Here is a 23,920-nt window from a genome sequence, read left to right as displayed (position 1 = left end):
TTATATTAATATGAAGGAGTCAATATTTTGAAAGGATTTATAAAAAAAATCAAACAAATTAACTTTGGGCTTATGTCTCCTGAGGATATTCGTGAAATGTCAGTAGTTAAAATTGAAACTCCTGATACTTACGATGAGGATGGTTATCCTATTGAGAATGGTTTAATGGATCCTCATTTAGGGGTTATTGATCCAAGTTTAAAATGTAGGTCTTGTGGTTATAGAGGTGGAGAGTGTCAAGGGCACTTTGGTAGTATTGAGTTAGCTAGGCCTGTTATTCATGTTGGTTTTGGTGATGTGATTCATAAGATTTTACGTTCAACATGTAATGAGTGTGGTCGTGTTTTATTAACTGATGATGAAATCTTTAAATTCACTGAAAAGATTAAGGATGCTCAGAATCATCATGAAAATTTAACTAAACTTTTAAAAGATATTTATAATGAGGCTCGTCGTGATGTTTGTCCTCACTGTGAAGCAGCTCAGGATGATATTACTATTGATAAGCCGGTTTCCATTGTTCAGAAAATGGAGGGTGAGGATTATAAATTAACTGCTAGTGAAGTTCGTGAAAGGCTTGAAAGGATTTCTGATGAAGATGCTTTTGTTTTAGGTGTTAATCCGGAAGTAGCTAGACCTGAATGGTTAGTGTTAACTGTTTTACCTGTTCCTCCAGTTACTGTAAGGCCTTCTATTACTTTAGATACTGGTGAAAGGTCTGAAGATGATTTAACTCACAAACTTGTTGATATTTTACGTATTAATCAAAGATTAATTGAAAATATGGAAGCAGGTGCTCCTCAACTTATTGTTGAAGATTTATGGGAGTTATTGCAGTACCATGTAACTACTTACTTTGATAATGAAGCTAGTGGTGTTCCTCCTGCAAGACACAGGTCTGGAAGACCTTTAAAAACTTTAGCTCAAAGGTTAAAAGGTAAAGAAGGTAGGTTCAGAAGTAATTTGTCTGGTAAAAGGGTTAATTTCTCTGCACGTACTGTAATTTCACCAGATCCAAACATCAGTATTAATGAAGTTGGTGTTCCTGAAATGATTGCAAAAGAGGTTACTGTACCTGCTTATGTAAATGACTGGAACATGGATGAAATGAGAACCTATATTGAAAACGGTCCTAATGTTCATCCTGGAGCCAATTATGTTATAAGAACTGACGGAAGGAAAATCAGGGTTTACGATGAAACTAAAGACATGATTTTAGAGAAGTTGGAGCCTGGTTATATTATTGAAAGACATCTGAAAGATGGGGATATGGTTTTATTCAACCGTCAGCCTTCTCTTCACAGAATGTCTATGATGGCTCATGAGGTAAGGGTTTTACCTTATAAGACTTTCCGTCTTAATTTATGTGTATGTCCTCCTTACAATGCAGATTTCGATGGGGATGAAATGAACATGCACGTTTTCCAAACTGATGAGTCCCGTGCTGAGGCTAAGTCTTTAATGCGTGTACAGGAACATATTTTATCTCCAAGGTTTGGTGGACTTATTATTGGTGCTATTCACGACCACATTTCCGGAGCATATCTTTTAACAAAACCAGGATCTGAATTTAGCGAAGAACAGGCACTGCAGATAATCAGAAAATCACATTTATTCAACAATGAAAATGTTGATCCTAAACACTTAAAACGTAAACATGAAAACTGGACAGGTAAAGAGTTATTCTCTTTATTACTGCCTGATGATTTGAATCTTGTTTATAAGGCTGAGATTTGTCAGAAATGTGATGTTTGTAAAGAGGAAGCTTGTGACATTGATGCTTATGTTGTAATTGAAAATGGTGAACTTAAACATGGTGTTATTGATGAAAAAGCTTATGGTTCTTTCTCAGGACGTATTTTAGATAAAATCGTTAAAGAGTACGGTCCTGCTAGAGCTAGGGAATTCTTAGACAGGTCTACTGATTTGGCTATCTGTGGAATTATGAAAACAGGAATTACCACAAGTACCAATGATGAGGAAATTCCTGAAGAAGCTCAGGAAAGGATTAATGAGCATTTAAGAGAATCTGAAAATAAGGTAGATAAATTAGTTGAAGCATATGAAAATGATTATCTTGAAGCTTTACCTGGTAGAAGCCTTGAAGAAACTTTAGAGATGAAGATTATGCAAGTGCTTGGGGAAGCTAGGGATGTATCTGGTCAAATTGCAGAAAACTACCTTACTATGGAACACAACCATTCTGTAGTTATGGCACGTACCGGTGCTAGGGCATCTATGTTGAACCTTACTCAGATTACTTCCTGTGTAGGACAACAGTCTGTTCGTGGTGGCCGTATCCACAGGGGTTATATTGACAGGACTTTACCTCACTTCCGTAAAAATGAGTTAGGTGCAAAAGCAAAAGGATTTGTACATTCCAGTTATAAAAAAGGTTTGGATCCAATTGAATTCTTCTTCCACGCTATGGGAGGAAGAGAAGGTCTTGTAGATACAGCGATTCGTACAGCACAATCCGGTTATATGCAAAGAAGACTGGTAAATGCACTTCAGGATTTACAAGTTAAACCATCCGGACTTGTTACTGATAACCAGGGAATGGTTATTCAACTTATGTTTGGTGAAGACGGAGTAGATCCGGCTAAAAGTGACTTTGGTAAAGCAGCTGACTTAAATAAAATCATAGATGAAAATAGGTTAGGAGATGCTAATCCAAACTATGATTCAGGTGTTGAACAAGAGGGTAAATAGGTGTAACTATGGATGATGCAATAATTAAAAAAGTGGAAGATGCTTTACTTAAAGCTGAAATAAACTTTGATGCAAGATTTGTTGAAAACGGAATTGTTGACCCGTCAAGTCGTGTAAAATTCCCTGAAAAATATGTGGATGATTTAGCATCTGCTTATGTTAACAGACATTTATCTGACGATGAGTTAGATATGCTTATTGGGGAGCTTAAAACTGCCTATGAACGAGCTCATGTTGAAGCTGGTGAGGCTGTTGGAACAGTAGCTGCACAATCTGTAGGTGAACCAGGTACTCAGATGACTATGCGTACTTTTCACTATGCAGGGGTAATGGAATTAAACGTAACATTAGGTCTTCCAAGACTTATTGAAATCGTGGATGCAAGAAAAAAAATAGCTACTCCAACAATGGATATTTACTTTACTGAAGAAAAACGTCAGGATGAGGAATTCGTTAAAACTTTAGCTAATAAAATTGGTAAAAGTACTGTAAACGATGTTCTCAGTGATTTCAGTTTAAATTATGCGGATATGAAAGTTGAAGCAGTTTTAGACGAAAGAAAAATTGAAGATAAAAGACTTGATCTTGAGGAAATTCTTGCTAAAATTCAGAAAAACTTTAAAAAAGCTGATATTAAAAAGGATAATCTCAAGATTGTTGTCGAACCGCCAAAACGTGAAATTAGGGAGCTTCGTCTTTTAGCAGACAAATTCCGTGATTTACAGATAAGTGGTATTAAAGACATTGGAAAAGTCATTATCCGTAAAGATGAAAGAGAATGGATTATGCACACTGAAGGTTCTAATCTTAAGGATATTCTCTCTATGGACGGTATTGACACATACAGAACTACTACAAATGACATTCATGAGATAGAAACTGTATTGGGTATTGAAGCAGCTCGTCAATCAATTATTAATGAAGCAAGAAATACTCTTGAAAACCAAGGTCTTAGTGTTGATGTTAGACACATTATGTTAGTTGCAGATATTATGACTTCTGAAGGAGAAGTAAAATCCATTGGTAGACATGGTATTAGTGGTGAAAAATCAAGCGTTTTAGCTCGTGCAGCTTTTGAAGAAACTGGTAAACATTTACTTCGTGCAAGTATTCGCGGTGAAGTTGATGATTTAACTGGTATCATCGAAAATATTATTATTGGACAACCAATACCTCTTGGTACCGGTTCAATCGGTGTCAAAATGGCAAATAAAAATGAATAGGAGGCTAGATGATGGACGTAGATAGAAGTATCAGGGTAGCTGTCGATACTGGTGATGTGACATTAGGCTCTGAAAAATCAATTCAATCTTTAAAATTAGGAAAAGGTCAGCTTGTAATTGTTGCTGCAAACACTCCTAAAGATATTGTTGAAGATGTTGAATATTATACAAATCTTTCAGATATCCCATCATACACTTACGAAGGTTCAAGTGTAGAATTGGGTTCTGTCTGTGGTAAACCATTTACAGTTGCTACATTAATCGTTAACGATCCAGGAGATTCTACTATATTAGATGATTTGAGGTAGATTCATATGTCTATTAAATTCACTGCAAATGAAATTAGATACATAGCTCTTTTTGAAAACATGACTGGAGCAATGGTTAAAGATTGTATTATCGATGATGAACATGGTAAAGTCACATTTGTCGTGAAAAACGGTGATATGGGATTAGCTATTGGAAAAGGCGGAAGCACTGTTTCCAAAGTTCAAAGAGCAGTAGATAAAGGAATTGAAATCGTTGAATTATCCGACGATCCGATTCAATTTATTAAAAATCTTTTATCCCCTGCAGAAGTACAAGGTGTTAAAGTACTTCAGAAAGAATCAGGTGAAAAAATAGCTACTGTTACAGCAGATAATACCAACAAACGTATTGCTATCGGTAAAAACGGTGTCAATATTGAAAGAGCTAAGTTAATTGCAAAAAGACAACACAATATAAACAATATTATTTTAAAATAGCTATATTTAGCTATTTATTTTTACTTTTTTAAAAATGAGATGGAAAATCTATTTTGCTTTTTTATTGTAATATGACTATTTTTCCTGTTTTTAAATCTTTTGAATTAAATTTTAATAATTTAACAATTTTAAATGGTTTAATTTTTAGAATACAAATATTATAATCGATATTTTTACCAATAATTGTGGGAGAGTATTTTTTTCCATTTATTAATTCGATTTTTAAATTATCCGTATTTTCTACGACATGTGTATTTGTTATAATATAATTATTTTTTAAAAAAAGCCACTACCACATAGTTTATTTGTTGTTGTTTTTTTTAAAAAACCTTTCTTTTTTGAGGTCGTGATTTTAACTACATTTTGTTTAGCATTTTCAATTGTAGTTATTATTTTATTTTCTATATTCATTAAAATTCACTTCCGTTCCTTTAATTATCATTTTTTTAATAATTGTTAATTTAAATGGTATTTTATTTTCAATTTTCATTAATATGTTTAAATCATCTGTTGTAAATCCTTTTATAATCATTAATGTGATTAAATAAATGGGGAATAAAAATAATAATCCTATGTAGAATCCAATTAAGTTTTTGGGTAAAATTAATAAAAATATAGTGATTATTATTCCAGCAAATAATATTTTTAAATAATGGCCCATGTTAAATTTTAAGGAAATGTGTTTATTTAAATAGATTAATGAAATTAATGTCATTGTTGCTGTTGTTAATGTAGTGGAGATAGCACCACCATTTACCCCAAAATAAGGGATGAATATAAAGCTTAAAAGTAATATTTGGATAAAACCTCCAATTAAAAGATACATTGAACTTTTTGGTTTACCTGCACCTTGAATCATACTTGAAGTTATTGCAAATATGGAATAAAAAAACATTCCTAATGTTAAAATTGTTAAAACATTTGCACCTTTTGAATAAAATGGTTTGGTGAAAAACATCACTAACAATACTTCTTTAGAAAAAATCATTATAAATAAACATATTGGTACCATTATGATTAAGTTATATCTTAAAGCATTAAACATATATTTTTTAAGTATATTTGTATTTTTTGATGCAAACATTTCAGATGTTACAGGTAATATTGTAGTAGCTAAAGAATTAGAAATCATCAGGGGTAGTCTTGCAATAGGTTCTGCTATTCCAAAATATCCAACTTCAGAGATCGTAATGAATAAAGGCATTATTGTGGTGGTCATACTGTATATTCCTATTTCTGAAATTGCAGTTAAAATAACTGGAATTGAAAATGAGATTATTTTATAAGCAATTTTTATTTCTTCTTTAAAATCCATTTTTAATTTTAACATTCCTTGGAAGACGTCTAAAAAATATTTATGTAAAATTATAATAACTGAGATTAATGAAGAGAAAAAACCAATTACACTACCAAATATGGCACCTACAACTGAAAAACCAAGTATAATTAATACGATAGCTGATAAAATCATAGTGATCTGTTCAATAGCTCGACTAGTTAATATATGTGTCATTTCATATGTTCCTTGAAATATTCCTCTAAATACACCTACAATAGCACTAAATGGGACGATTAAACCTATAATTTGTAAAGGTAGTAATAGTGATTTGTTATTATAAATTTTAACAAGTAAAGGTGCTATAAAAAAAATCATTAATAGTCCAAAAGTTATTCCTAATAAGATTGCAATTTTTATAGAAACTAATATGAGTTTATAGGAATTTTCTTTTTGATTTGTAGCATTATATTCTGACACATATTTACTTATGGTTGGAGGCAATCCTCCTGCTGCTAATGTTTGCAATATATTTTGAAAAGGAGAGATAATTGTTAAAATACCATAAGCATAGTTGTTTAGAAGATAAACCATTAAAAATTTGTATATGTATCCACCTATTTTAAAAAATACATTTCCAAATAAAATAGCTAAATTATTTTTAAGAAAATTATTAACCATAATTTCAGCTCATAAATCTACACAATGTTCTAGAATTGGCTTTATTAATTACCAAGTTGTAACTAATATGTAATTTAAATGAATATTGGGGAAACAATACTCATTTTTTAGTTATTATTTGCTTCTAACAATGTTACTATTCGCATAATAATATATATTAGCTTTATTTTGTATTAAATGGAATATAATTTATTTTTCATTTAACAAATCATTATTTGATTAACTGATTGTTTAATTAAGAATGATAATTAATTAAATGATAGTAAAGAGTAATAACTATATAATTGTTAGTATAGATGAACAAGGTTATTATAGTTTTATTTTAAATTTAATTATTTTATAATTTTTTATTTAATGTTTATATAAATTTAAACAAGTTTTAAGTTAATTCAATTGATTTTATCATTTAGAAAAGTTTTGTTAATATTTTAAAATTATGTTTTGATTGTTTTTTTTTTCATTAAAGTTAATGGGTTTAATTGAAATATACTTATTTTAGAAAATAATCAATTTAAATTACTTATTTTTTCTTTAAAAATAATTTTGCATGTTTTTTATTATTTTTATTATTTTTATTCCTATATTTAAAAAAGTAATACTTTTAACAAAAATAATACTATTTGGATGTGTCCTAAAACTCCCATTTTTTTAATTTTTTTCTATGATGTTTTTATGAATTATTTTGAGATTATGGGCTGTTGTTTCAATATTTAAATTTATAATACATTTTTGTTTTCCCAATCTTTTTAAACCGTTGTAATTTCGTCCTGTTTTTAAAACGCCAAATATTGATTCAGTTATGGGTGTTCTTTTTTTGTAAATTTTTTGCCCATAATCAGAGAAGTAATCATCTTTTAATTTTTCTTTATATGGGTCTACTACTTCAGTTATTTCTTTAACTCTGCTAAAAGTGCATGATTTTAGTTTTGGGCATTGTTTACATTTGGTTGTTGAATATATTTTATGTAATTGCTCATTTATTTTTCTATAATTTTTGAAAGGTAATTTTACTCCTTCTGGGCAAATGAAGTAGTTTTCTACCCTATTTTCTGTAAATTTGCATTTTGCATATTTCTTTTTTGGCCTATTGCTTTTTCTTTCTGCTTCAGTTCTATCGGGAATTATTATTTTTATATTGTGTTTAAAACAGTATTCTAATGCCTTATCTGTATAATATCCATTGTCTATGGTGAAAAATTCTGGTTTTGTTTCCAAACTCATGATTGATGATTCATTCATGTTTATTAATGGTACATAATCATTATTTTGAATATTTGCGGTGTTATACATTATCATTTGGTTTTTTGAGTCTGTTGCTACTTGATAATTATAATTGTAACAATATATTCCTTTTTTATCATTTATGAATCTGGATTCAGGATCTCTTAAATTGATGTCATAATTGGTTTTTAAGGAGTAAAAAGTCTGTATTTCTTTTAAAAAATCTAATACATGTCTTTTATTTATGATTTGTTCTAATAATTTTTTTGCGGGATTATTTAGTTTTTTAAGTATTTTATTGATTTTTGATGTCTTAATTTTATTTTCAAAGTAATTTTTAAGGTCTTTTTGAAGTGAATTTTTTTGCTTGTTTTTTCCAATAATTTTTATTTCTTTTTAACTGGCTCGATTGTTTATTCCAGCGTTTACTTTTAAAAAAGTTCCATCAATTTCAATTACTTTATTTGATATTAAATTTAGTTCTTGTCCTTTTTTAACTGTAAAATAGAAGAATTCTGAAATCAATAATTCATTTTCATTTTTGAATTTAGAAATTGTTGATTTACTTGGTTTTTTATTGTTTAAAATGTAATTTAATGATTCATCATTGTTTTTTTTTACTGCTTTTTTCATTTTCCTACATGTTCTTATTTCTCTTTCATGACAATCAATTGTTAATCCCATTCTTTCTTTTTTACTTTAATTTTATTGTTTTTTCTTTATCTTAATTTTGAAATTAGCTATTGCAAAATTCAGTTTTCATGTTTTTGTTACAACAAAAATACCTGCTCTAAAAAACAGAGTATAGAGTTTATTTTGTATGTAGATGAAAACTAATATAAGCAATAAAAACAAAGAAATAATATTCAAATAATCTTTGAAATATTTTTTTATTTAATCAAAACTGACTTTCAACAAGTCAAAATAGATACCTTTATTAATGTTAAAAAAGATAAATCATCATAAGATATCGACAATTAATGGAACATAGTTGTGTGTGCTTTTTACTATGCTTCCAATAAAAGATCATGATATCTTCATTTTTAGATAATTTAATTGTCTAATTAATTATTATATTATTAACTAGTTATATCTTTGAATTTAGATTGTATTAGCTATTTTTAGCTGTATAAATCGCAGCGGTGGATTCTTAGATATGTTTAATAAAAGTTTAGAGGAAATATTATGCCAGGACTTTTTGCTGCAAAAAAACTTAAAAAAAATAGACAAAATTTTAAGTGGAAAGATGTAGATTACAAAAGGAAAGCTTTAAGATTAGATGTTAAAGCAGATCCACTCGAAGGAGCTCCTCAAGCTAGAGGAATTGTAATCGAAAAAGTAGGGATAGAAGCAAAACAACCTAACTCTGCTATACGTAAATGTGTTCGTGTTCAATTAATCAAAAACGGTAAACAATTAACTGCTTTCGCACCAGGTGACGGAGCTATTGGATTTATCGATGAGCACGATGAAGTTATGATTGAAGGAATTGGTGGACCATCTGGAAGATCTATGGGAGATATTCCTGGAGTTCGTTGGAAAGTATCTAAAGTTAACAACGTAGCTTTATCCGAGATGGTAAGTGGAAAAATAGAAAAACCTGTAAGATAAGGATGGTATTTTTATGAGTAAATTATTTGATAAATGGGAACTCGATGAAGTCAAAATCGAAGATTTAGGTTTAGTAAAATACATCTGCTTAGATGAAACTCTTGTTCCTCACACTTCAGGTAGGCATGTAAAAAGACAGTTTGCAAAATCTAAAGTATCTATCATTGAAAGATTAATGAATAAAATCATGAGGACTCACATCAACTCCGGTAAGAAAAACAAAGCTTACAATATTGTAAAAGATGCATTGGATATTATCAACAAAAGAACTAAAAAGAACCCTGTTCAAGTTTTAGTTACTGCAGTTGAAAATACTTCCCCTCGTGAAGAAACTACTCGTATTAAATACGGTGGTATTGGATACCAAGTAGCAGTGGACATTTCTCCACAAAGAAGGGTAGACCTTTCATTAGGATTTTTAACTAGAGGAACTTTACAATCAGCATTTAAAAACAGAAAATCTGTTGCTGAATGTTTAGCTGATGAATTAATTCTTGCTTCTGAAGAAGATTCCAGAAGTTTTGCTTTACAGAAAAAAGAAGAAAAAGAAAGAGTTGCAAAAGCAGCACACTAATCATATTTATATAAGGTGATTTCTTTGAGTAGAAGAGAGAAAATGATTGCAAAAATTAAGGATTTAATGTATAAACCGGATTCCATCAGGAATATTGGTATCTGTGCTCACATTGACCACGGTAAAACTACATTATCCGATAACCTTTTAGCAGGTGCAGGAATGATTTCCGAAGAACTTGCGGGTGATCAAAGGTTTTTAGATTTTGATGAACAAGAACAAGCACGTGGTATTACTATTGATGCAGCAAACGTATCAATGGTTCACAATTACAAAGATGAAGAATACTTAATCAACTTAATTGATACTCCAGGTCACGTTGACTTTGGTGGGGATGTAACTCGTGCTATGAGAGCTGTAGATGGTGCAGTTGTTGTTGTTTGTGCTGTTGAAGGTATCATGCCTCAAACTGAAACTGTACTTAGGCAAGCTTTAAAAGAAAATGTTAAACCTGTTTTGTTCATTAACAAAGTTGACAGATTAATCAACGAGTTAAAATTAGAACCTGATGAATTACAAAAAAGGTTCATTAACATTTACATGGAAGCTAACAAATTAATCAAAAATATGGCTCCTGAAGATAAAAAAGAAGAATGGGCTGTTGATTTCACTGATGGTAGTGTAGCATTCGGTTCAGCTTATCACAATTGGGCTATTAACGTTCCAATGATGCAAGAAACTGGAGTTAACTTCAAAGACATCATTGATTACTGTAATGAAGATAAACAAAAAGAATTAGCTCAAAAAGTGCCATTATCTGAAGTATTGCTTGGTATGGTAGTAGAACACTTACCTTCTCCTAAAGTATCTCAGGAATACAGGGTACCTAATATCTGGGAAGGTGACATTGAATCTCCTGCAGGTCAAGGTATGATTACTACAAGTCCTGACGGACCTTTAGCTGTAATGGTTACTAATGTATCTGTAGATAAACATGCTGGTGAAATTGCTACCGGTAGGGTTTACGGAGGATCAATTGAAAAAGGTACTGAAGTTTACTTAGTTGGATCTCATTCCAAATCCAGAGTTCAGCAAGTAGGTGTATACTTCGGACCTGAAAGAGTTAACACTGATGCTGTACCTGCAGGTAACATTGTATATATTGCTGGTGCAAAAGGTGCAATCGCTGGGGAAACCATCTGTTCTCCTGAAGATAAAATCAAAGAGTTTGAAGGATTAGATCATATTTCTGAACCTGTAGTTACAGTTGCTGTAGAAGCTAAAAATACTAAAGATTTACCAAAATTAATTGAAGTATTAAGGCAAGTAGCTAAAGAAGACCCAACCATTAAAGTTGAAATTAACGAAGAAACCGGTGAACACTTAGTTTCAGGTATGGGAGAACTTCACTTGGAAGTTATCAGTTACAGAATTAAAGAAAAAGGTGTGGAAATCCAAACTTCAGAACCTATTGTTGTATACAGAGAAACTGTATCTCAATTATCTCCACAAGTTGAAGGTAAATCTCCAAACAAACATAACAGATTCTACATTACTGTTGAACCTTTAGAAGATGAACTTTTCAAAGCATTACAAGAAGGAAAACTCAAAGAAGGTAAAGTTAAAGGTAAAGAATCTGCTAATGACTTCATGGAATACGGTTTGGATAAAGAAGAAGCAAGAAAAGTATGGGATGTTTACAACAGAAGCTTATTCATTAATGCTACTCGTGGTATCCAATACTTAGATGAAGTAAAAGAGCTTTTAATTGAAGGATTTGAATCTGCACTTAATGACGGACCTTTAGCTAAAGAAATAGCTATGGGATTAAAATTCAAACTTCACGATGCAAAACTTCACGAAGATGCAGTTCACAGAGGACCTGCACAAGTATTGCCAGCTATTAGAAATGCAATTTATGCATCTATGATGTCTGCTGGTCCTACTTTACTTGAACCTATGCAAAAAGTGTTCATTAACACTCCACAAGATTACATGGGTCCATGTACCAGGGAAATCCAAAACAGAAGAGGTCAAATAGTTGACATGGGTCAAGAAGGAGACATGGCTACTATTGAATCTAAAGTTCCTGTAGCTGAAATGTTTGGTTTTGCTGGAGATATCAGATCCGCTGCTGAAGGTAGATGTTTATGGTCTACTGAAATGTCTGGATTTGAAAGATTACCACGTGAAATGCAAAATCAAATCGTTAAAGAGATTAGGCAAAGAAAAGGCTTATCTCCAGAACCTTATGGTCCTGAACATTATGTAGGATAATTAAAATTTAATTTTTAATTTTTTTATATTTTTTATTTGAAATTACGAAAAAAACATTACATATTTATATGTGAATAATTAAAATTTAAATTAAGCTAAAATTATAAGCTTAATGAATGTTATTTCGATTTATACGAAAAGAGGTATTATTATGGCAAAAACTAAAGAACATATTAATTTAGCATTTATCGGACACGTTGACCACGGAAAATCCACATTAGTTGGACACTTGTTATTAAAAGCAGGTGCAATCGCTGAACAACAATTAGATGACGGAGAAAACAAATTCAGATTTGTTATGGACAAATTAGGAGAAGAAAGGGAAAGAGGAGTAACTATCGACCTTGCTCACCAAAAATTCTCTACCAAAAAATACGACTACACTGTTGTAGACTGTCCTGGACACAGAGACTTCGTTAAAAACATGATTACTGGTGCTTCCCAAGCAGACGCTGGTGTATTAGTAGTAGCTGCAGACGACGGTGTAATGCCACAAACCAAAGAACACGTTTTCTTATCCAAAACTTTAGGTATTAACCAATTAATCGTTGCAATCAACAAAATTGATTTAGTAGATTATGATGAAGCAAAATTCAACGAATTAAAAGAAGAAGTATCTGCTTTAATTAAAACTGTTGGATTCAACCCTGCTAATGTTCCTTTCATCCCTGTTTCTGCATTTGAAGGAGACAACATTAAAGATGCAAGTCCTAACACCTCCTGGTACAAAGGTGACACTTTAATGCAAGCTTTAGATAATTTAGCAGCTCCTGAAAAACCTGTATCCTTACCATTAAGGATTCCTATTCAAGATGTTTACTCCATTACTGGTGTAGGTACTGTACCTGTAGGAAGAGTAGAAACTGGTGTTATGAAAAAAGGAGAAAACGTAATCTTCGAACCTGCTGGAGCTTCCGGAGAAGTAAAATCTATCGAAATGCACCACGAAACCTTTGAAACTGCTGAACCTGGTGACAACATTGGATTTAACGTAAGAGGTGTAGGTAAAAACGATATCAGAAGAGGAGACGTAGCTGGTCACGTAGACGATGCTCCTGCTGTAGCTAAAGAATTTGATGCACAAATTGTTGTTTTACAACACCCTGGTGTAATCACTGTTGGATACACTCCTGTATTCCACTGTCACACTTCTCAAGTTGCATGTACTTTCTTAGAATTAACTGCAAAATTAGACCCTGCAACTGGTCAAGTAGCTGAAGAAAACCCTGATTTCTTAAAAACTGGTAACGCAGCATTCGTAAAAGTTAAACCAACCAAACCTATGGTAATCGAAAACGCTAAAAAAATCCCTCAAATGGGTAGATTCGCTATTAGGGATATGGGTCAAACTGTTGCTGCTGGATTATGTATTGACGTTACCCCAGCTAAATAGATTTATAAGTAGTTAATTAAAAGAAAGGATTATTCCTTTCTTTATTTTTTATTTTTGGAGGATAATAATGCATCAAGCAAGAATTAAGCTTACAGGAACTGATCCGGAAAAATTGGCTTATGTCTGTGATCAACTTAAAAAAATCGCTGAAAGAACTGGTGTTGATTTGTCTGGTCCTATCCCATTACCTACTAAAAAATTAGTAGTACCTACAAGAAAATCTCCAGATGGAGAAGGAAAAGCTTCTTGGGAAAAATGGGAACTTAGAATTCATAAACGTTTAGTTGGAATTGGTGCTGACGAACGTGCTATGAGACAAGTCATGAAAGTTAATGTTCCTGATAATGTAAGTATTGAAATAGAACTTAAAGGATAAATATTTAGATTTTTTCTAAATATTTTTCTGTTTTTATGCCGAGATAGTCTAGTCTGGTAAGGCGCAGGACTTGAAATCCTGTGGAGTTTCTCCGCCTGGGTTCAAATCCCAGTCTCGGCGTTATCTTTTTTACTTTTTATATATTTTTTTCTAATTTTTTTTAATAGTGTATTTGCCGAGATAGTCTAGTCTGGTAAGGCGCAGGACTTGAAATCCTGTGGAGTTTCTCCGCCTGGGTTCAAATCCCAGTCTCGGCGTTCTTTTTTATTTAAAAATAGTTATTTATTTTTTCGTCCAATTCATCTAAATTAGAAACAATGTCTTTCTTATTTAAATCTTTGATTTTTGGACGTTTTAACATGATGACACCTATATCTTTTAAATTAGCAGCATTGATTTTATTGATTACTCCTCCAATATCACCACTCTCTTTTGTTATTATAACACTTGCTTGTGTTTCTTCAATTATTTTTAGGTTTTCTTCTAAGCTGGAGGTACCTTTCATTTCTATGATATGTTCTTCAGGAACATTCAGCAATTTGCATTTTTCCAGAGATTTGGGAACTTTTAAAATTCTTGCATAAAATCTGTTTACCGGAACATATTTTAAAATAGCTTCCATAGTATTTGCTCCTGCAAGATGCAGTACATTTCCGGAAGTAAAATCACTAGCTATTAATTTTCCAGCTTCATCAAGGGAAGTTACTTCATGAACTCTTGATGTGTCAACATTATCAAGGTTTGATGGAGGTCTTTCAAAGCGAATATATGTTATGTTAAATAATTTGGATAGGCTAACAGTAGTTTGGGTGATATGTGATGCGTAAGGATGAGTTGCATCAATTAAAAGATTGAATTCATTAGTTTCAATAAGTGTTATGAATTCATCTTTTAAAAGTGGTTTAGCTATTGTGTCATCACTTCCGGACTCAATAGCTAATTTTGATCCATACTCTGTAGTTGTTGTAGTCAGAATATATGAATCATATTTTTCTTTTATGTGTTTGGTTATGTTACTTGCGTCTTTTGTTCCTCCAATAAGGAGGATGTTTAGTTTTTTCATTCTACCACAATTTTGTTTGCTATTTTGTTGGACACTAATATTGTAGCTGCGATTATGAATATCAGTATCCAGTCTGTAATTCCAATGCTGGTTGTTCTGAATATCAGTTGCAGTTCAGGTATGTATACAATTAATATCTGTAATATGAAACAAGCTATAATAGCCAAATAAAGATAAGTGCTTTTTTTATCTGAATTGGATTTTGAATTATATGCATTAAATAACTGATACATTACAAATAAAGTAAATGCTACAGTCATTGCTTGCTTTTGACTTGCGCCAATTGCCAATTTGTAGCTGAACAGTGCTATTGAACCTATTGCCATTACAAGACCTGCAATAAATATTTTTATCAATACCTTTTTATTCAGAATATCTCCTGTTTCAGGCTGTCTTGTCATAATATTTCTTTCGCTGCCTTCCATTCCTAAAGTTTGGGCAGGAGGTCCGTCCATTACAATGTTAATCCAGAGCAGTTGTACAGGGTTAAATGGTACAGGAAGCATGAAAATACTTGTTCCGACAATTGTTAAAATAGCTCCTACATTTGTTGATACCTGAAATTTGACAAATCTTTTAATATTGTCGTATATTTTACGTCCTTCACGAATGGCAGTTACTATTGTTTCAAAGTTGTCGTCCTGAATAATCATATCTCCGGATTCTTTTGCAACATCAGTACCTGATCCCATAGCAACTCCTATAGATGCGTTTTTAAGTGCAGGAGCATCATTTACACCATCTCCAGTCATTGAAACAATTTCGCCTTTTTGTTTTAAAGTTTCAACAATTCTCATTTTCTGTTCTGGTTTTACTCTTGCATAAACTTGTATGTCGTCTACTATCTCAAAGTACTCTTCATCACTTAATTTATCCAGAGTTTCACCGTCAATTACTTTTCCGTCTGTCAGGATTCCAATTTCGCGGGCAATAGCTGAGGCTGTTTTTAGATGGTCTCCTGTTATCATTCTTACTTTAATTCCGGCTTTTTTACATGCAGCTATTGATTTATCAACATTTTCTTTTGGAGGATCAATTATTCCAACAAGTCCTGTAAATATCAAATCATTTTCTGCATTATTTTCAATATCTGCTGTATTTTTATATGCAATTCCTAAAACTCTCAGAGCTTTATCACTCATTTCATTTATTTTTTCAGTTAGTGTTTCCTTTACTGAATCATCAAGAATTTCAATACTTCCATTGTTATCTATGTGTTTACATTTATCAATAATGATTTCTGGTGCACCTTTAGAGAGAACCAAATACTTTTCACCATTTTCATGTATGGTAGTCATCATTTTACGACTACTGTCTAATGGAATTTCATTAACTCTGGGATATTTTTCCTCTAAATCCTCTTTAAAATAATTATTTTTCTGACTGTATTTTAAAACAGCACCGTCTGTAGGATCTCCAATAGTTTTACCATCTCTAATTGTGGAATTGTTACACAGTGCATTGATTTCTAAAGATTTGCTTTTATTATAAAAAAATATATCTCTAACAGCCATTTTATTTTCAGTTAAAGTTCCTGTTTTATCACTGCAGATAACTGTACATGAACCTAAAGTTTCTACTGAAAGCAGTCTGCGAACAATTGCATTGGATTTGGTTAACTGCTGCATTCCTAAAGCTAAAGTTAATGTTAAAACTGCAGGCAAACCTTCAGGTATGGCAGCTACTGCAAGTGAAACTGCTGTTAAAAATGTTTCAACAATAGGGATTCCTCTGAATAATTCAAAAATGAATATAAATACACAAACAATAATAGCTATTACTGAAAGTGTTTTTCCGAGTTTGTCCATTTTCTTTTGAAGGGGAGTTGCTCCTTTTTCTTCCTGAATTACTTCAGCTATTTTTCCTATTGATGTATCCATACCTATGGCAGTTACAATTCCCGCTCCGTTTCCTAAAGTTACATTTGAATCCATATATGCTTCTTCTTTTGGAGATTTTTCAACAGGTACAGATTCTCCGGTCAAATTTGATTCGTCAACTTTCAGTCTGTTGGTTTCAATCAGCACTAAATCTGCGGGAATCTTATCTCCTTCTTCAAGAATTACAATGTCTCCAATAGTCAGTTCTTTTGCATCAATTTTTTGCACTTGTCCCTCTCTTCTAACAACTGCATGGGATGTTGTAACACTTTTAAGCATTTCAATTGCTTTTTCTGAACGGTATTCCTGTATGAATCCGATTATTGTATTTAAGAGTACAGCTATTAAAATTACGCATGAATCAATAACATCTCCAACAAAATATGCAGCAATAGCCGCAACAATAAGCAGAGCTATTAAAACATCAATGAACTGTTCTAAAAAGAGCATAACTGGACTTTTTTTCTTTTTTTCTTTTAATTCATTAAGACCATTCTGATTTTGGCGTTTTGTTACTTCACTAGAATTCAGCCCTTCTTTTGAAGTATGGTATTTTTTTAAAAATTCTTCCATTAAAGACACCTATAATATGTAAAAACTTGCTTTTTTATAATTTTTTAATTTTGCTTTTTTGGAACGTATATTTAAATCTTCATTACATAATGGTTTTATAATGAAAGTTCCCTTTACTTTTTGAGATAATTTTTCTATATGTGGCTGTAATTCGCTTGGAGGGCGAATAGAGTAGATAATATCAGCATTTTTATATAACTCTAAATTAGGATTTGTAATGTCATCTTTAATTACTTCATCATCATCTGGTGAAATATCAGTTTTGATAATTTCTATATTTTCATTTCTCTTTAAATACTGGTATACTCCGTCAAATTTTCCAACAGCGATTTCCACTATTTTTGTCGGATTTTCAGTTGCCTGTGTTAAAATGAACTCTGCGAAATCATTCCACATTTTTTAACCTCAAAAATTATATATTTATTTATTGATATATAATCTTTCAAGATTAATTTAAATTATAGGTTTATAGATGATAATTAGAGAATTTGTTCCGAATGATTTAAAACGTGTTTGTGAAATAGAAAAGATGTCTTTTGACGAGTCTTATGAACTTAGCATGTTTAAACAGTTGCATGATATTGGTGCAGGTTTTTTGGTAGCTGAAGATGAAGGTTATGTTGTAGGTTATGTCTTATTTTGGATTAAATATGAAAATGAAGGTCATATTATCTCTTTAGCTGTTGATAAGGATTATCAAAGAAAAAAAGCAGGAACAAAGTTATTATCAAAAGCTATAACTGTTTTATCATTATTTAAAATAAATAAAATACTTTTGGAAGTAAATGAGAATAATCATGGAGCTATTGAATTTTATAAAAAATTTAATTTTGAAGTAGATAGGAAAGTTCCCCATTATTACAATAATGGTGATGGAGCTATGGTAATGTATCTGCCAATTATGGATTAATGCCGGTTAAATTACCACTTAACATTTGTGTAGCATTATTAAAAGTGGTTAAATCAAGATTTCCGGTTAGGTATAATGTCAATATTAAAATTCCATATAATACTAAAATAGTTAATTGAATATATCCATGTTTTTTAGCTACCGGATCTTTTCTTGTTGCAAGATAAAGAGCTAATATTACTCCAATTATTCCCCCAAGTAAAGAAAAGATATAACCGAGAATAATGATTATTTTACTGGTAGGTTTATATTCTTTTTGTTCTCTGGCGGATTTGCTGATTTCTTTTTTAATAACTATCGGATTTAATGTTGTGTTAATTCCGTTTAACTGGTTTTTGAAAATTAGTGGAGTACCACATTTAACACAAAATGTAGCTTCATCTGGATTTGCAAATCCACAGTAAGGACAAGCATTTTCATTTTCTGCTATTTTTGGGAATTCATATCCGCATTTGATACAAAATCCGTATTGGTCATCACATGTTGAGTGACATTTTGGACATCTTCTTAAAACCATATTATCATCTTCGTTATTAATAATTAGTATTTATACTATTTAAAGTTCTTTCATTAATTATTTATAAGGTGAAATTACATAAATATATTATTATATTAATTTAAGGGATTAAAATGGCAGATGTATCATCAAAAGAATTATATAAATTTAAAAAAACTTTAAAAGAATTATCAGAGAAAAAAGGTAGAGGTACAGAGCTTGTTTCCGTTTATATTCCTCATGATAAACAACTCAGTGATGTAGGTAAACAGATGAGGGATGAGCTCGGTCAGAGTGCTAACATTAAAAGTAAACAAACAAGAAAGAATGTACAATCGGCTATTGAAGTAATTTTACAAAGAATAAGACTGTTTAAAGTACCTCCTGAAAATGGTTTGGTTCTTTTTGTTGGTATGATTCCAAAAGGTGGTCCGGGAACTGAAAAAATGGAAACTTATGTTTTTGAACCTCCGGAACCTATTACAACTTACTGGTATCAGTGTAACAATGAGTTTTTCTTAGAACCTCTTGAATACATGATTGAAGAAAGGGAAACTTATGGTTTGGCAGTTATCGACAGAAAAGAAGCTACAATAGCTACTTTAAGAGGTAAAAAAGTAAATATTTTAAATCATTTAACTAGTGGTGTTCCAGGTAAACACAAAGCAGGAGGTCAATCACAAAGAAGGTTTGATCGTGTAATTGATTTAGCTGCTCACGAGTTTAAAAAACGTATCGGGGAACACATGAATGAAGATTTCCTTGCTTTAGATGAACTTGAAGGAGTTATTATTGGAGGTCCGGGTTTTACAAAAGAAGAATTTGTAAAAGGGGATTATCTTAACTATGAAATTAAAGATAAAATCATAGCTACTGTAGATACTTCATATACTGGAGAATTTGGTATTAGGGAAGTAATAGATAAATCTGCAGATATTCTAAATGATTTGGATGTTATGCAGGAGAAAAAAGTAGTTCAAAAATTCTTGCATGAACTAGTTAAAGACAAAGGACTTGCATCTTATGGTGAAAGGGAAGTTAGAACTAACTTAATTATGGGTGCAGTTGACACATTATTGTTATCTGAAGATTTAACTTCAATGCGTAAAGTTTTCAAATGCCCTAGCTGTGGCAGTGAAGAGGAAATCACAGTCAAATCCCAGAGTGAAGCAGATAAACTTGAAAAACCATGTTCCAATTGTGGTGAAACTTTAAAAGAAGAATCGTCACAAACTTTAATTGAAGATTTTGTTGAAAAAGCTGAAGAAATGAATTCTGCAGTGGAACTTATTTCTACAGAAACTGAAGAGGGTATGCAACTCTTAAGAGCATTTGGTGGAGTTGCAGCTATTTTAAGATACCATGTTGGATAAATATTTTTAATTCCATTATGGTTCTATTTTGAATATTCCATACAAACATAGCTGTCTTCTTCATCAGTCATGATGAACCTTCATTTTATGGTTATGAATTAGATATGGTGGTTTATGTGGGGGAAATGTTCAAAAAAATAATAGTATTAGAATCTGCCTGAAGTATCAGAATAATCCCAACAAATCTTATCAAAACTACGGTAATTAGGATTATCTTCAAAAATATCAGAAATAATATTATCTTTATCATCCGATAAAATTAATTTTCTATATTTAGCTGTGTAAAATCCATGTTTATAATCACGTTCTGTTGGTGAAATCCAATACTCAATTTTAGCGGAATAACCATTAGGAAAATTAAATACTCTTTCCACATCTTCCCCAATAATCACATGATCTTCCAACATTTTCAATTGAGTATCTCTTGGAACATAATTAGGATTCTTTTCTATAACTTCACTTATTAATTTTCCGTCTTTGAATAATTTCAATATTCTAAAATAATCACTAGATCTACCTCCTCTACAATAAAGTACATCTTTAGAAGGTAATGATGATTCATCAATTTCATTATAATCTGAAAATGGTATTTCTGTCATATTCATACCATAATCAACTTGAACTTTCCAGTTATTATGAAAATAAAATCCTTCAACTTTTTCACCACCCAATCTAATGAATGCCATAAAATCACTATTTAATTATAAGTACTATGTGGTTTTATTTTGAATATTCCATACAAATATAGCTATCTGGATGTTTATCATGATAGCTAAATGGATTATTTGCTCTTTTTGTTTTTTTAATTGGATTAAATGCATTTGCACCTTCATCTATTCTAATTTTGTCAATAATTTTAATAAATGTTTTTTTATCCATAGGATATTCTTTATTGAATTTAGCATAAAGTGAATAAGTAGTTTTTGGATTTTTTAAATAATCTTCTTTCAATTTGTCATATTTGGATTTTGATATTTTTAATTCATCAGTTGGTTTATATACAGCCATTTTGATTCTCTCTTTTTTTATTTAATTTTTGAATATTTTTTTAGTTAGCAAGATATTTTTTGGAAAACTTTAAAAATCATTCATTATTTTTATTTTTTGTCTACTAAAAAATGATTTTTACCTGTTTTCGTAGATTATTATGTAAAAAGTACTATATAAATACCTACTGTTTTTTTGAAAAGATATGATTTTGTCCAATTCATTTATTAATTGTATTGAATATTTTTTTATTTTTATTTAGAAAAGTGAAAGTTTTTAATAATAGAAAATATATAGTAATTATCATATTGTTAAATATTCTTGGTTATTCCAGGTCAAAATCTGAATGTTATTTAATGATATACACTGAACAAGTGTTGGAAATTTTTAGAAAATATTATTATTTATTCAAATAGATTTTTGAATTTTTTAATCAATTTCTAGAAAATTCTGTAATTATATATTTTAATTAACGGAGGAGAAATATTATGTCTTATGTAGATGATGTAATAGAATTAACTGTAAAACAGAACCCTTCTGAACCAGAATTCCATCAGGCTGTAAAAGAAGTATTGGAATCTTTAAGGGTTGTTATTGAAGCAAATGAAGAAGAATATAAAAAGAATGCACTTCTTGAAAGGTTAGTTAACCCGGAAAGACAATTAAAATTCCGTGTTCCATGGGTAGATGACAATGGACAAGTACAAGTAAATACTGGATATCGTGTACAATTCAATAGTGCAATTGGACCTTACAAAGGTGGATTACGTTTCCACCCTTCCGTAAATGTAGGTATTATTAAATTCTTAGGTTTTGAACAAATTTTCAAAAACTCCTTAACTGGCCTTGCAATTGGTGGAGGTAAAGGAGGTTCAGACTTTGATCCTAAAGGAAAATCTGACAGGGAAATCATGGCATTCTGTCAAAGTTTCATGACTGAATTATTCAAATACATTGGTGCAGACACTGATGTTCCAGCAGGAGATATTGGTGTTGGTGGTAGAGAAATTGGTTTCTTATATGGTCAATACAAAAGGATTAAAGGATTATCCGAAGGAGTATTAACTGGTAAAGCATTATCTTATGGTGGTTCATTAGCAAGAACTGAAGCTACCGGATACGGATTATTATACTTTACTGATGCAATGTTAAAAGCAAATGACATTGATATTAAAGGAAAAACTATTGCAGTGTCTGGTGCAGGTAATGTAGCTATTTATGCTATTGAAAAAGCACAACAATTAGGTGGTAATCCTGTAACCTGTTCTGATTCTACCGGTTGGATTTATGATCCTGAAGGAATTGATGTAGAATTATTAAAAGAAGTAAAAGAAGTTAAACGTGCAAGACTAACTGAATATGCTGAAGCAAGACCAAGTGCAGAATATCATGAAGGTAAAGGTGTATGGTCTGTTAAATGTGATATTGCTCTTCCATGTGCAACTCAAAACGAATTACTTTTAGATGATGCTAAACAGTTAGTAGCTAATGGTGTTGTTGCAGTTGCTGAAGGTGCAAACATGCCTACTTCTATTGAAGCTACTGAATACTTACAAGACAATGATGTATTATTTGGACCAGGAAAAGCTTCCAATGCTGGTGGAGTAGCTACTTCTGCATTAGAAATGGCTCAAAACTCTCAAAGATTCTCATGGGACTTTGATAAAGTTGATAAAAGACTTAAAGTCATTATGGAAAATATCTTTGCTAATGTTGATGAAGCAGCTAAAACCTACGGATTTGAGAAAAATTACGTAGTTGGTGCAAACATAGCTGGTTTTGAAAAAGTAGTAGATGCAATGAATGCTCAAGGAATCGTTTAGATTCATTTAATTTAGCTATAGTTAATTCTATAGCTTTCTTATTTTTTATTTTTTACAATATTAAGATATTTAGTTCCTTTTGGTGTTATACTGTAATATCTGTATCGTTTATCATTTTCATTAAGACAAACCACTAATCCATATTCTTTCAATGTTTTTAGATATTTTGAGATGTGGTGGCTGCTGTCATTTATGTCTTTACTAATTACTGAAGGAATTTTATTTTCATTTTCTAGAGATTCCAGGACTTCTAATCTTTTTTTAGATCGGGATAATAAAGAAATGATTTCTATATCTTGTTTTTCATCAGTTAAATCTTCAAGCTCATCAAGTAATTTTTCAAGTTCTTCATCACTTATTTCTTCATCCTCAATAATAGTACATAATGGGATATCAAAAGGCATGTTAACATTATTTTTTATTGCTTTTTTTAGTTCTTCGTTTTCTTTTTTTAATTTAATATTTATCTCTTTTATTTTTTTTCCTTCTAAAATTTCTTTTAATCGGGCATTTTCTTTTTTTAGTTTTTCATTTTCCTCAATTAATTTTTGTTTGTCTTTATCATCCATGCTTTTAAATTTAGTTTTATCTATCTTTATTAATATGTGTACATTATTAGCAGGATAATAGCATTATTCTTCATATTTTTAACTTTAATTTGAGCATAATTGTTTAATTTCCAATTGTTCAATACATTTGTTAGATTTTTGTTTTAGGTTTTTAGAAATTCTTTGATAATTTAGTTTAAAAAAATAGGATGATGGTGATGGTTAAATAAATTCTTT

General features: G+C 30.9%; 23 protein-coding genes and 2 tRNA genes. 14 read left to right on the top strand and 11 right to left on the bottom strand.

The annotated features are described in order from the left end of the window. Positions 1-27: 27 nt before the first annotated feature. Genes ACMC9J_RS02835 through ACMC9J_RS02820 form a run of 4 tightly spaced genes read left to right on the top strand, consistent with a single transcriptional unit; the run spans position 28 to position 4,681 of the window. Positions 28-2,712 (top strand): DNA-directed RNA polymerase subunit A', encoded by a 2,685-nt coding sequence (locus ACMC9J_RS02835; RefSeq protein WP_427003517.1) that lies wholly within the window; start codon positions 28-30, stop codon positions 2,710-2,712. Positions 2,713-2,720: 8 nt separating this feature from the next. Continuing rightward, entirely contained in the window at positions 2,721-3,935 is a 1,215-nt protein-coding gene (rpoA2, locus tag ACMC9J_RS02830; protein WP_019264806.1) for a DNA-directed RNA polymerase subunit A'', read from the top strand. An 8-nt stretch (positions 3,936-3,943) separates the two neighbouring features. Beyond that, complete coding sequence (locus ACMC9J_RS02825; RefSeq protein WP_004033025.1) at positions 3,944-4,243, top strand: 50S ribosomal protein L30e; 300 nt, start codon at positions 3,944-3,946, stop codon at positions 4,241-4,243. Between the two features lie 6 nt (positions 4,244-4,249). Further along, on the top strand, positions 4,250-4,681 hold the full coding sequence (locus ACMC9J_RS02820; RefSeq protein ID WP_004033026.1) for a NusA-like transcription termination signal-binding factor: 432 nt from the start codon (positions 4,250-4,252) through the stop codon (positions 4,679-4,681). Positions 4,682-4,742: 61 nt separating this feature from the next. On the opposite strand, the gene ACMC9J_RS02815 is transcribed toward ACMC9J_RS02820, so the two are convergent. The 4 genes from ACMC9J_RS02815 to ACMC9J_RS02800 form a co-directional block, all read right to left on the bottom strand. After that, positions 4,743-4,901 (bottom strand): hypothetical protein, encoded by a 159-nt coding sequence (locus ACMC9J_RS02815; RefSeq protein WP_427003627.1) that lies wholly within the window; start codon positions 4,899-4,901, stop codon positions 4,743-4,745. A gap of 174 nt (positions 4,902-5,075) precedes the next feature. After that, positions 5,076-6,638, bottom strand: a complete 1,563-nt coding sequence (locus ACMC9J_RS02810; protein WP_019264804.1) for a flippase — start codon at positions 6,636-6,638, stop codon at positions 5,076-5,078. Positions 6,639-7,286: 648 nt separating this feature from the next. After that, positions 7,287-7,877: a transposase gene (locus ACMC9J_RS02805; protein ID WP_427003516.1), complete on the bottom strand. Its 591-nt coding sequence runs from the start codon at positions 7,875-7,877 to the stop codon at positions 7,287-7,289. A gap of 378 nt (positions 7,878-8,255) precedes the next feature. Then, the gene (locus tag ACMC9J_RS02800) at positions 8,256-8,543 is read right to left on the bottom strand and encodes a hypothetical protein (protein ID WP_019265978.1); all 288 of its coding nucleotides are present in this window, start codon (positions 8,541-8,543) and stop codon (positions 8,256-8,258) included. A gap of 501 nt (positions 8,544-9,044) precedes the next feature. Here ACMC9J_RS02800 and ACMC9J_RS02795 point away from each other — a divergent pair. The 7 genes from ACMC9J_RS02795 to ACMC9J_RS02765 all read left to right on the top strand — a co-directional run bounded on the left by ACMC9J_RS02795 (position 9,045) and on the right by ACMC9J_RS02765 (position 14,287). Then, positions 9,045-9,470, top strand: coding sequence for a 30S ribosomal protein S12 (locus tag ACMC9J_RS02795; RefSeq protein WP_004033029.1), 426 nt, complete (start codon positions 9,045-9,047; stop codon positions 9,468-9,470). 13 nt (positions 9,471-9,483) lie between these two features. Beyond that, positions 9,484-10,044, top strand: coding sequence for a 30S ribosomal protein S7 (locus ACMC9J_RS02790; protein ID WP_004033030.1), 561 nt, complete (start codon positions 9,484-9,486; stop codon positions 10,042-10,044). A 24-nt stretch (positions 10,045-10,068) separates the two neighbouring features. Continuing rightward, the gene (locus ACMC9J_RS02785) at positions 10,069-12,261 is read left to right on the top strand and encodes an elongation factor EF-2 (RefSeq protein ID WP_019264803.1); all 2,193 of its coding nucleotides are present in this window, start codon (positions 10,069-10,071) and stop codon (positions 12,259-12,261) included. A 151-nt stretch (positions 12,262-12,412) separates the two neighbouring features. Next, positions 12,413-13,654: a translation elongation factor EF-1 subunit alpha gene (tuf, locus tag ACMC9J_RS02780; protein WP_427003515.1), complete on the top strand. Its 1,242-nt coding sequence runs from the start codon at positions 12,413-12,415 to the stop codon at positions 13,652-13,654. A 67-nt stretch (positions 13,655-13,721) separates the two neighbouring features. Further along, positions 13,722-14,030, top strand: coding sequence for a 30S ribosomal protein S10 (gene rpsJ / locus ACMC9J_RS02775; protein ID WP_004033033.1), 309 nt, complete (start codon positions 13,722-13,724; stop codon positions 14,028-14,030). Between the two features lie 37 nt (positions 14,031-14,067). Next, positions 14,068-14,150, top strand: a tRNA-Ser gene (locus ACMC9J_RS02770). Positions 14,151-14,204: 54 nt separating this feature from the next. Next, a tRNA-Ser gene (locus ACMC9J_RS02765) sits at positions 14,205-14,287 on the top strand. Positions 14,288-14,298: 11 nt separating this feature from the next. Here ACMC9J_RS02765 and cobK read toward each other — a convergent pair. The 3 genes from cobK to ACMC9J_RS02750 are packed head-to-tail and all read right to left on the bottom strand — an operon-like array spanning position 14,299 to position 17,942. Next, on the bottom strand, positions 14,299-15,093 hold the full coding sequence (gene cobK / locus ACMC9J_RS02760; protein WP_019267856.1) for a precorrin-6A reductase: 795 nt from the start codon (positions 15,091-15,093) through the stop codon (positions 14,299-14,301). Beyond that, positions 15,090-17,546, bottom strand: a complete 2,457-nt coding sequence (locus ACMC9J_RS02755) for a calcium-translocating P-type ATPase, PMCA-type (protein WP_427003514.1) — start codon at positions 17,544-17,546, stop codon at positions 15,090-15,092. Before ACMC9J_RS02755 ends, cobK begins: the two co-directional genes overlap by 4 nt. Before the next feature lie 9 nt (positions 17,547-17,555). Beyond that, positions 17,556-17,942: a UPF0146 family protein gene (locus ACMC9J_RS02750; RefSeq protein WP_019264799.1), complete on the bottom strand. Its 387-nt coding sequence runs from the start codon at positions 17,940-17,942 to the stop codon at positions 17,556-17,558. A gap of 76 nt (positions 17,943-18,018) precedes the next feature. On the opposite strand from ACMC9J_RS02750, the gene rimI reads away from it, so the two are divergent. After that, positions 18,019-18,456 carry a ribosomal protein S18-alanine N-acetyltransferase gene (rimI, locus tag ACMC9J_RS02745; RefSeq protein WP_250415823.1) on the top strand — a complete coding sequence of 146 codons (438 nt, stop codon included), beginning with the start codon at positions 18,019-18,021 and terminating at the stop codon, positions 18,454-18,456. On the opposite strand, the gene ACMC9J_RS02740 is transcribed toward rimI, so the two are convergent. Then, positions 18,446-18,973 carry a zinc ribbon domain-containing protein gene (locus ACMC9J_RS02740; protein WP_019266635.1) on the bottom strand — a complete coding sequence of 176 codons (528 nt, stop codon included), beginning with the start codon at positions 18,971-18,973 and terminating at the stop codon, positions 18,446-18,448. The two genes, rimI and ACMC9J_RS02740, sit on opposite strands and share 11 nt — an antisense overlap. A gap of 113 nt (positions 18,974-19,086) precedes the next feature. Between ACMC9J_RS02740 and prf1 the strand changes: the two genes are divergently transcribed. Then, entirely contained in the window at positions 19,087-20,325 is a 1,239-nt protein-coding gene (prf1, locus tag ACMC9J_RS02735; protein ID WP_019264796.1) for a peptide chain release factor aRF-1, read from the top strand. Positions 20,326-20,471: 146 nt separating this feature from the next. Here the strand turns inward: prf1 and ACMC9J_RS02730 are convergent, their stop codons facing one another. After that, entirely contained in the window at positions 20,472-21,011 is a 540-nt protein-coding gene (locus ACMC9J_RS02730) for a hypothetical protein (protein WP_400252922.1), read from the bottom strand. A gap of 34 nt (positions 21,012-21,045) precedes the next feature. Beyond that, positions 21,046-21,333 (bottom strand): hypothetical protein, encoded by a 288-nt coding sequence (locus ACMC9J_RS02725; protein ID WP_427003513.1) that lies wholly within the window; start codon positions 21,331-21,333, stop codon positions 21,046-21,048. Between the two features lie 467 nt (positions 21,334-21,800). On the opposite strand from ACMC9J_RS02725, the gene gdhA reads away from it, so the two are divergent. After that, positions 21,801-23,135, top strand: a complete 1,335-nt coding sequence (gene gdhA, locus ACMC9J_RS02720; protein ID WP_019264794.1) for an NADP-specific glutamate dehydrogenase — start codon at positions 21,801-21,803, stop codon at positions 23,133-23,135. A 38-nt stretch (positions 23,136-23,173) separates the two neighbouring features. On the opposite strand, the gene ACMC9J_RS02715 is transcribed toward gdhA, so the two are convergent. Continuing rightward, positions 23,174-23,704, bottom strand: coding sequence for a winged helix DNA-binding protein (locus tag ACMC9J_RS02715; protein ID WP_427003512.1), 531 nt, complete (start codon positions 23,702-23,704; stop codon positions 23,174-23,176). Between the last annotated feature and the right edge of the window lie 216 nt (positions 23,705-23,920).

Origin of the sequence: Methanobrevibacter intestini, from assembly GCF_047402955.1 — an archaeon.
GTDB lineage: Archaea > Methanobacteriota > Methanobacteria > Methanobacteriales > Methanobacteriaceae > Methanocatella > Methanocatella intestini.
Note: the sequence above shows the minus strand (reverse complement) of the source record. Positions and strands in the feature narration are given on the sequence as shown.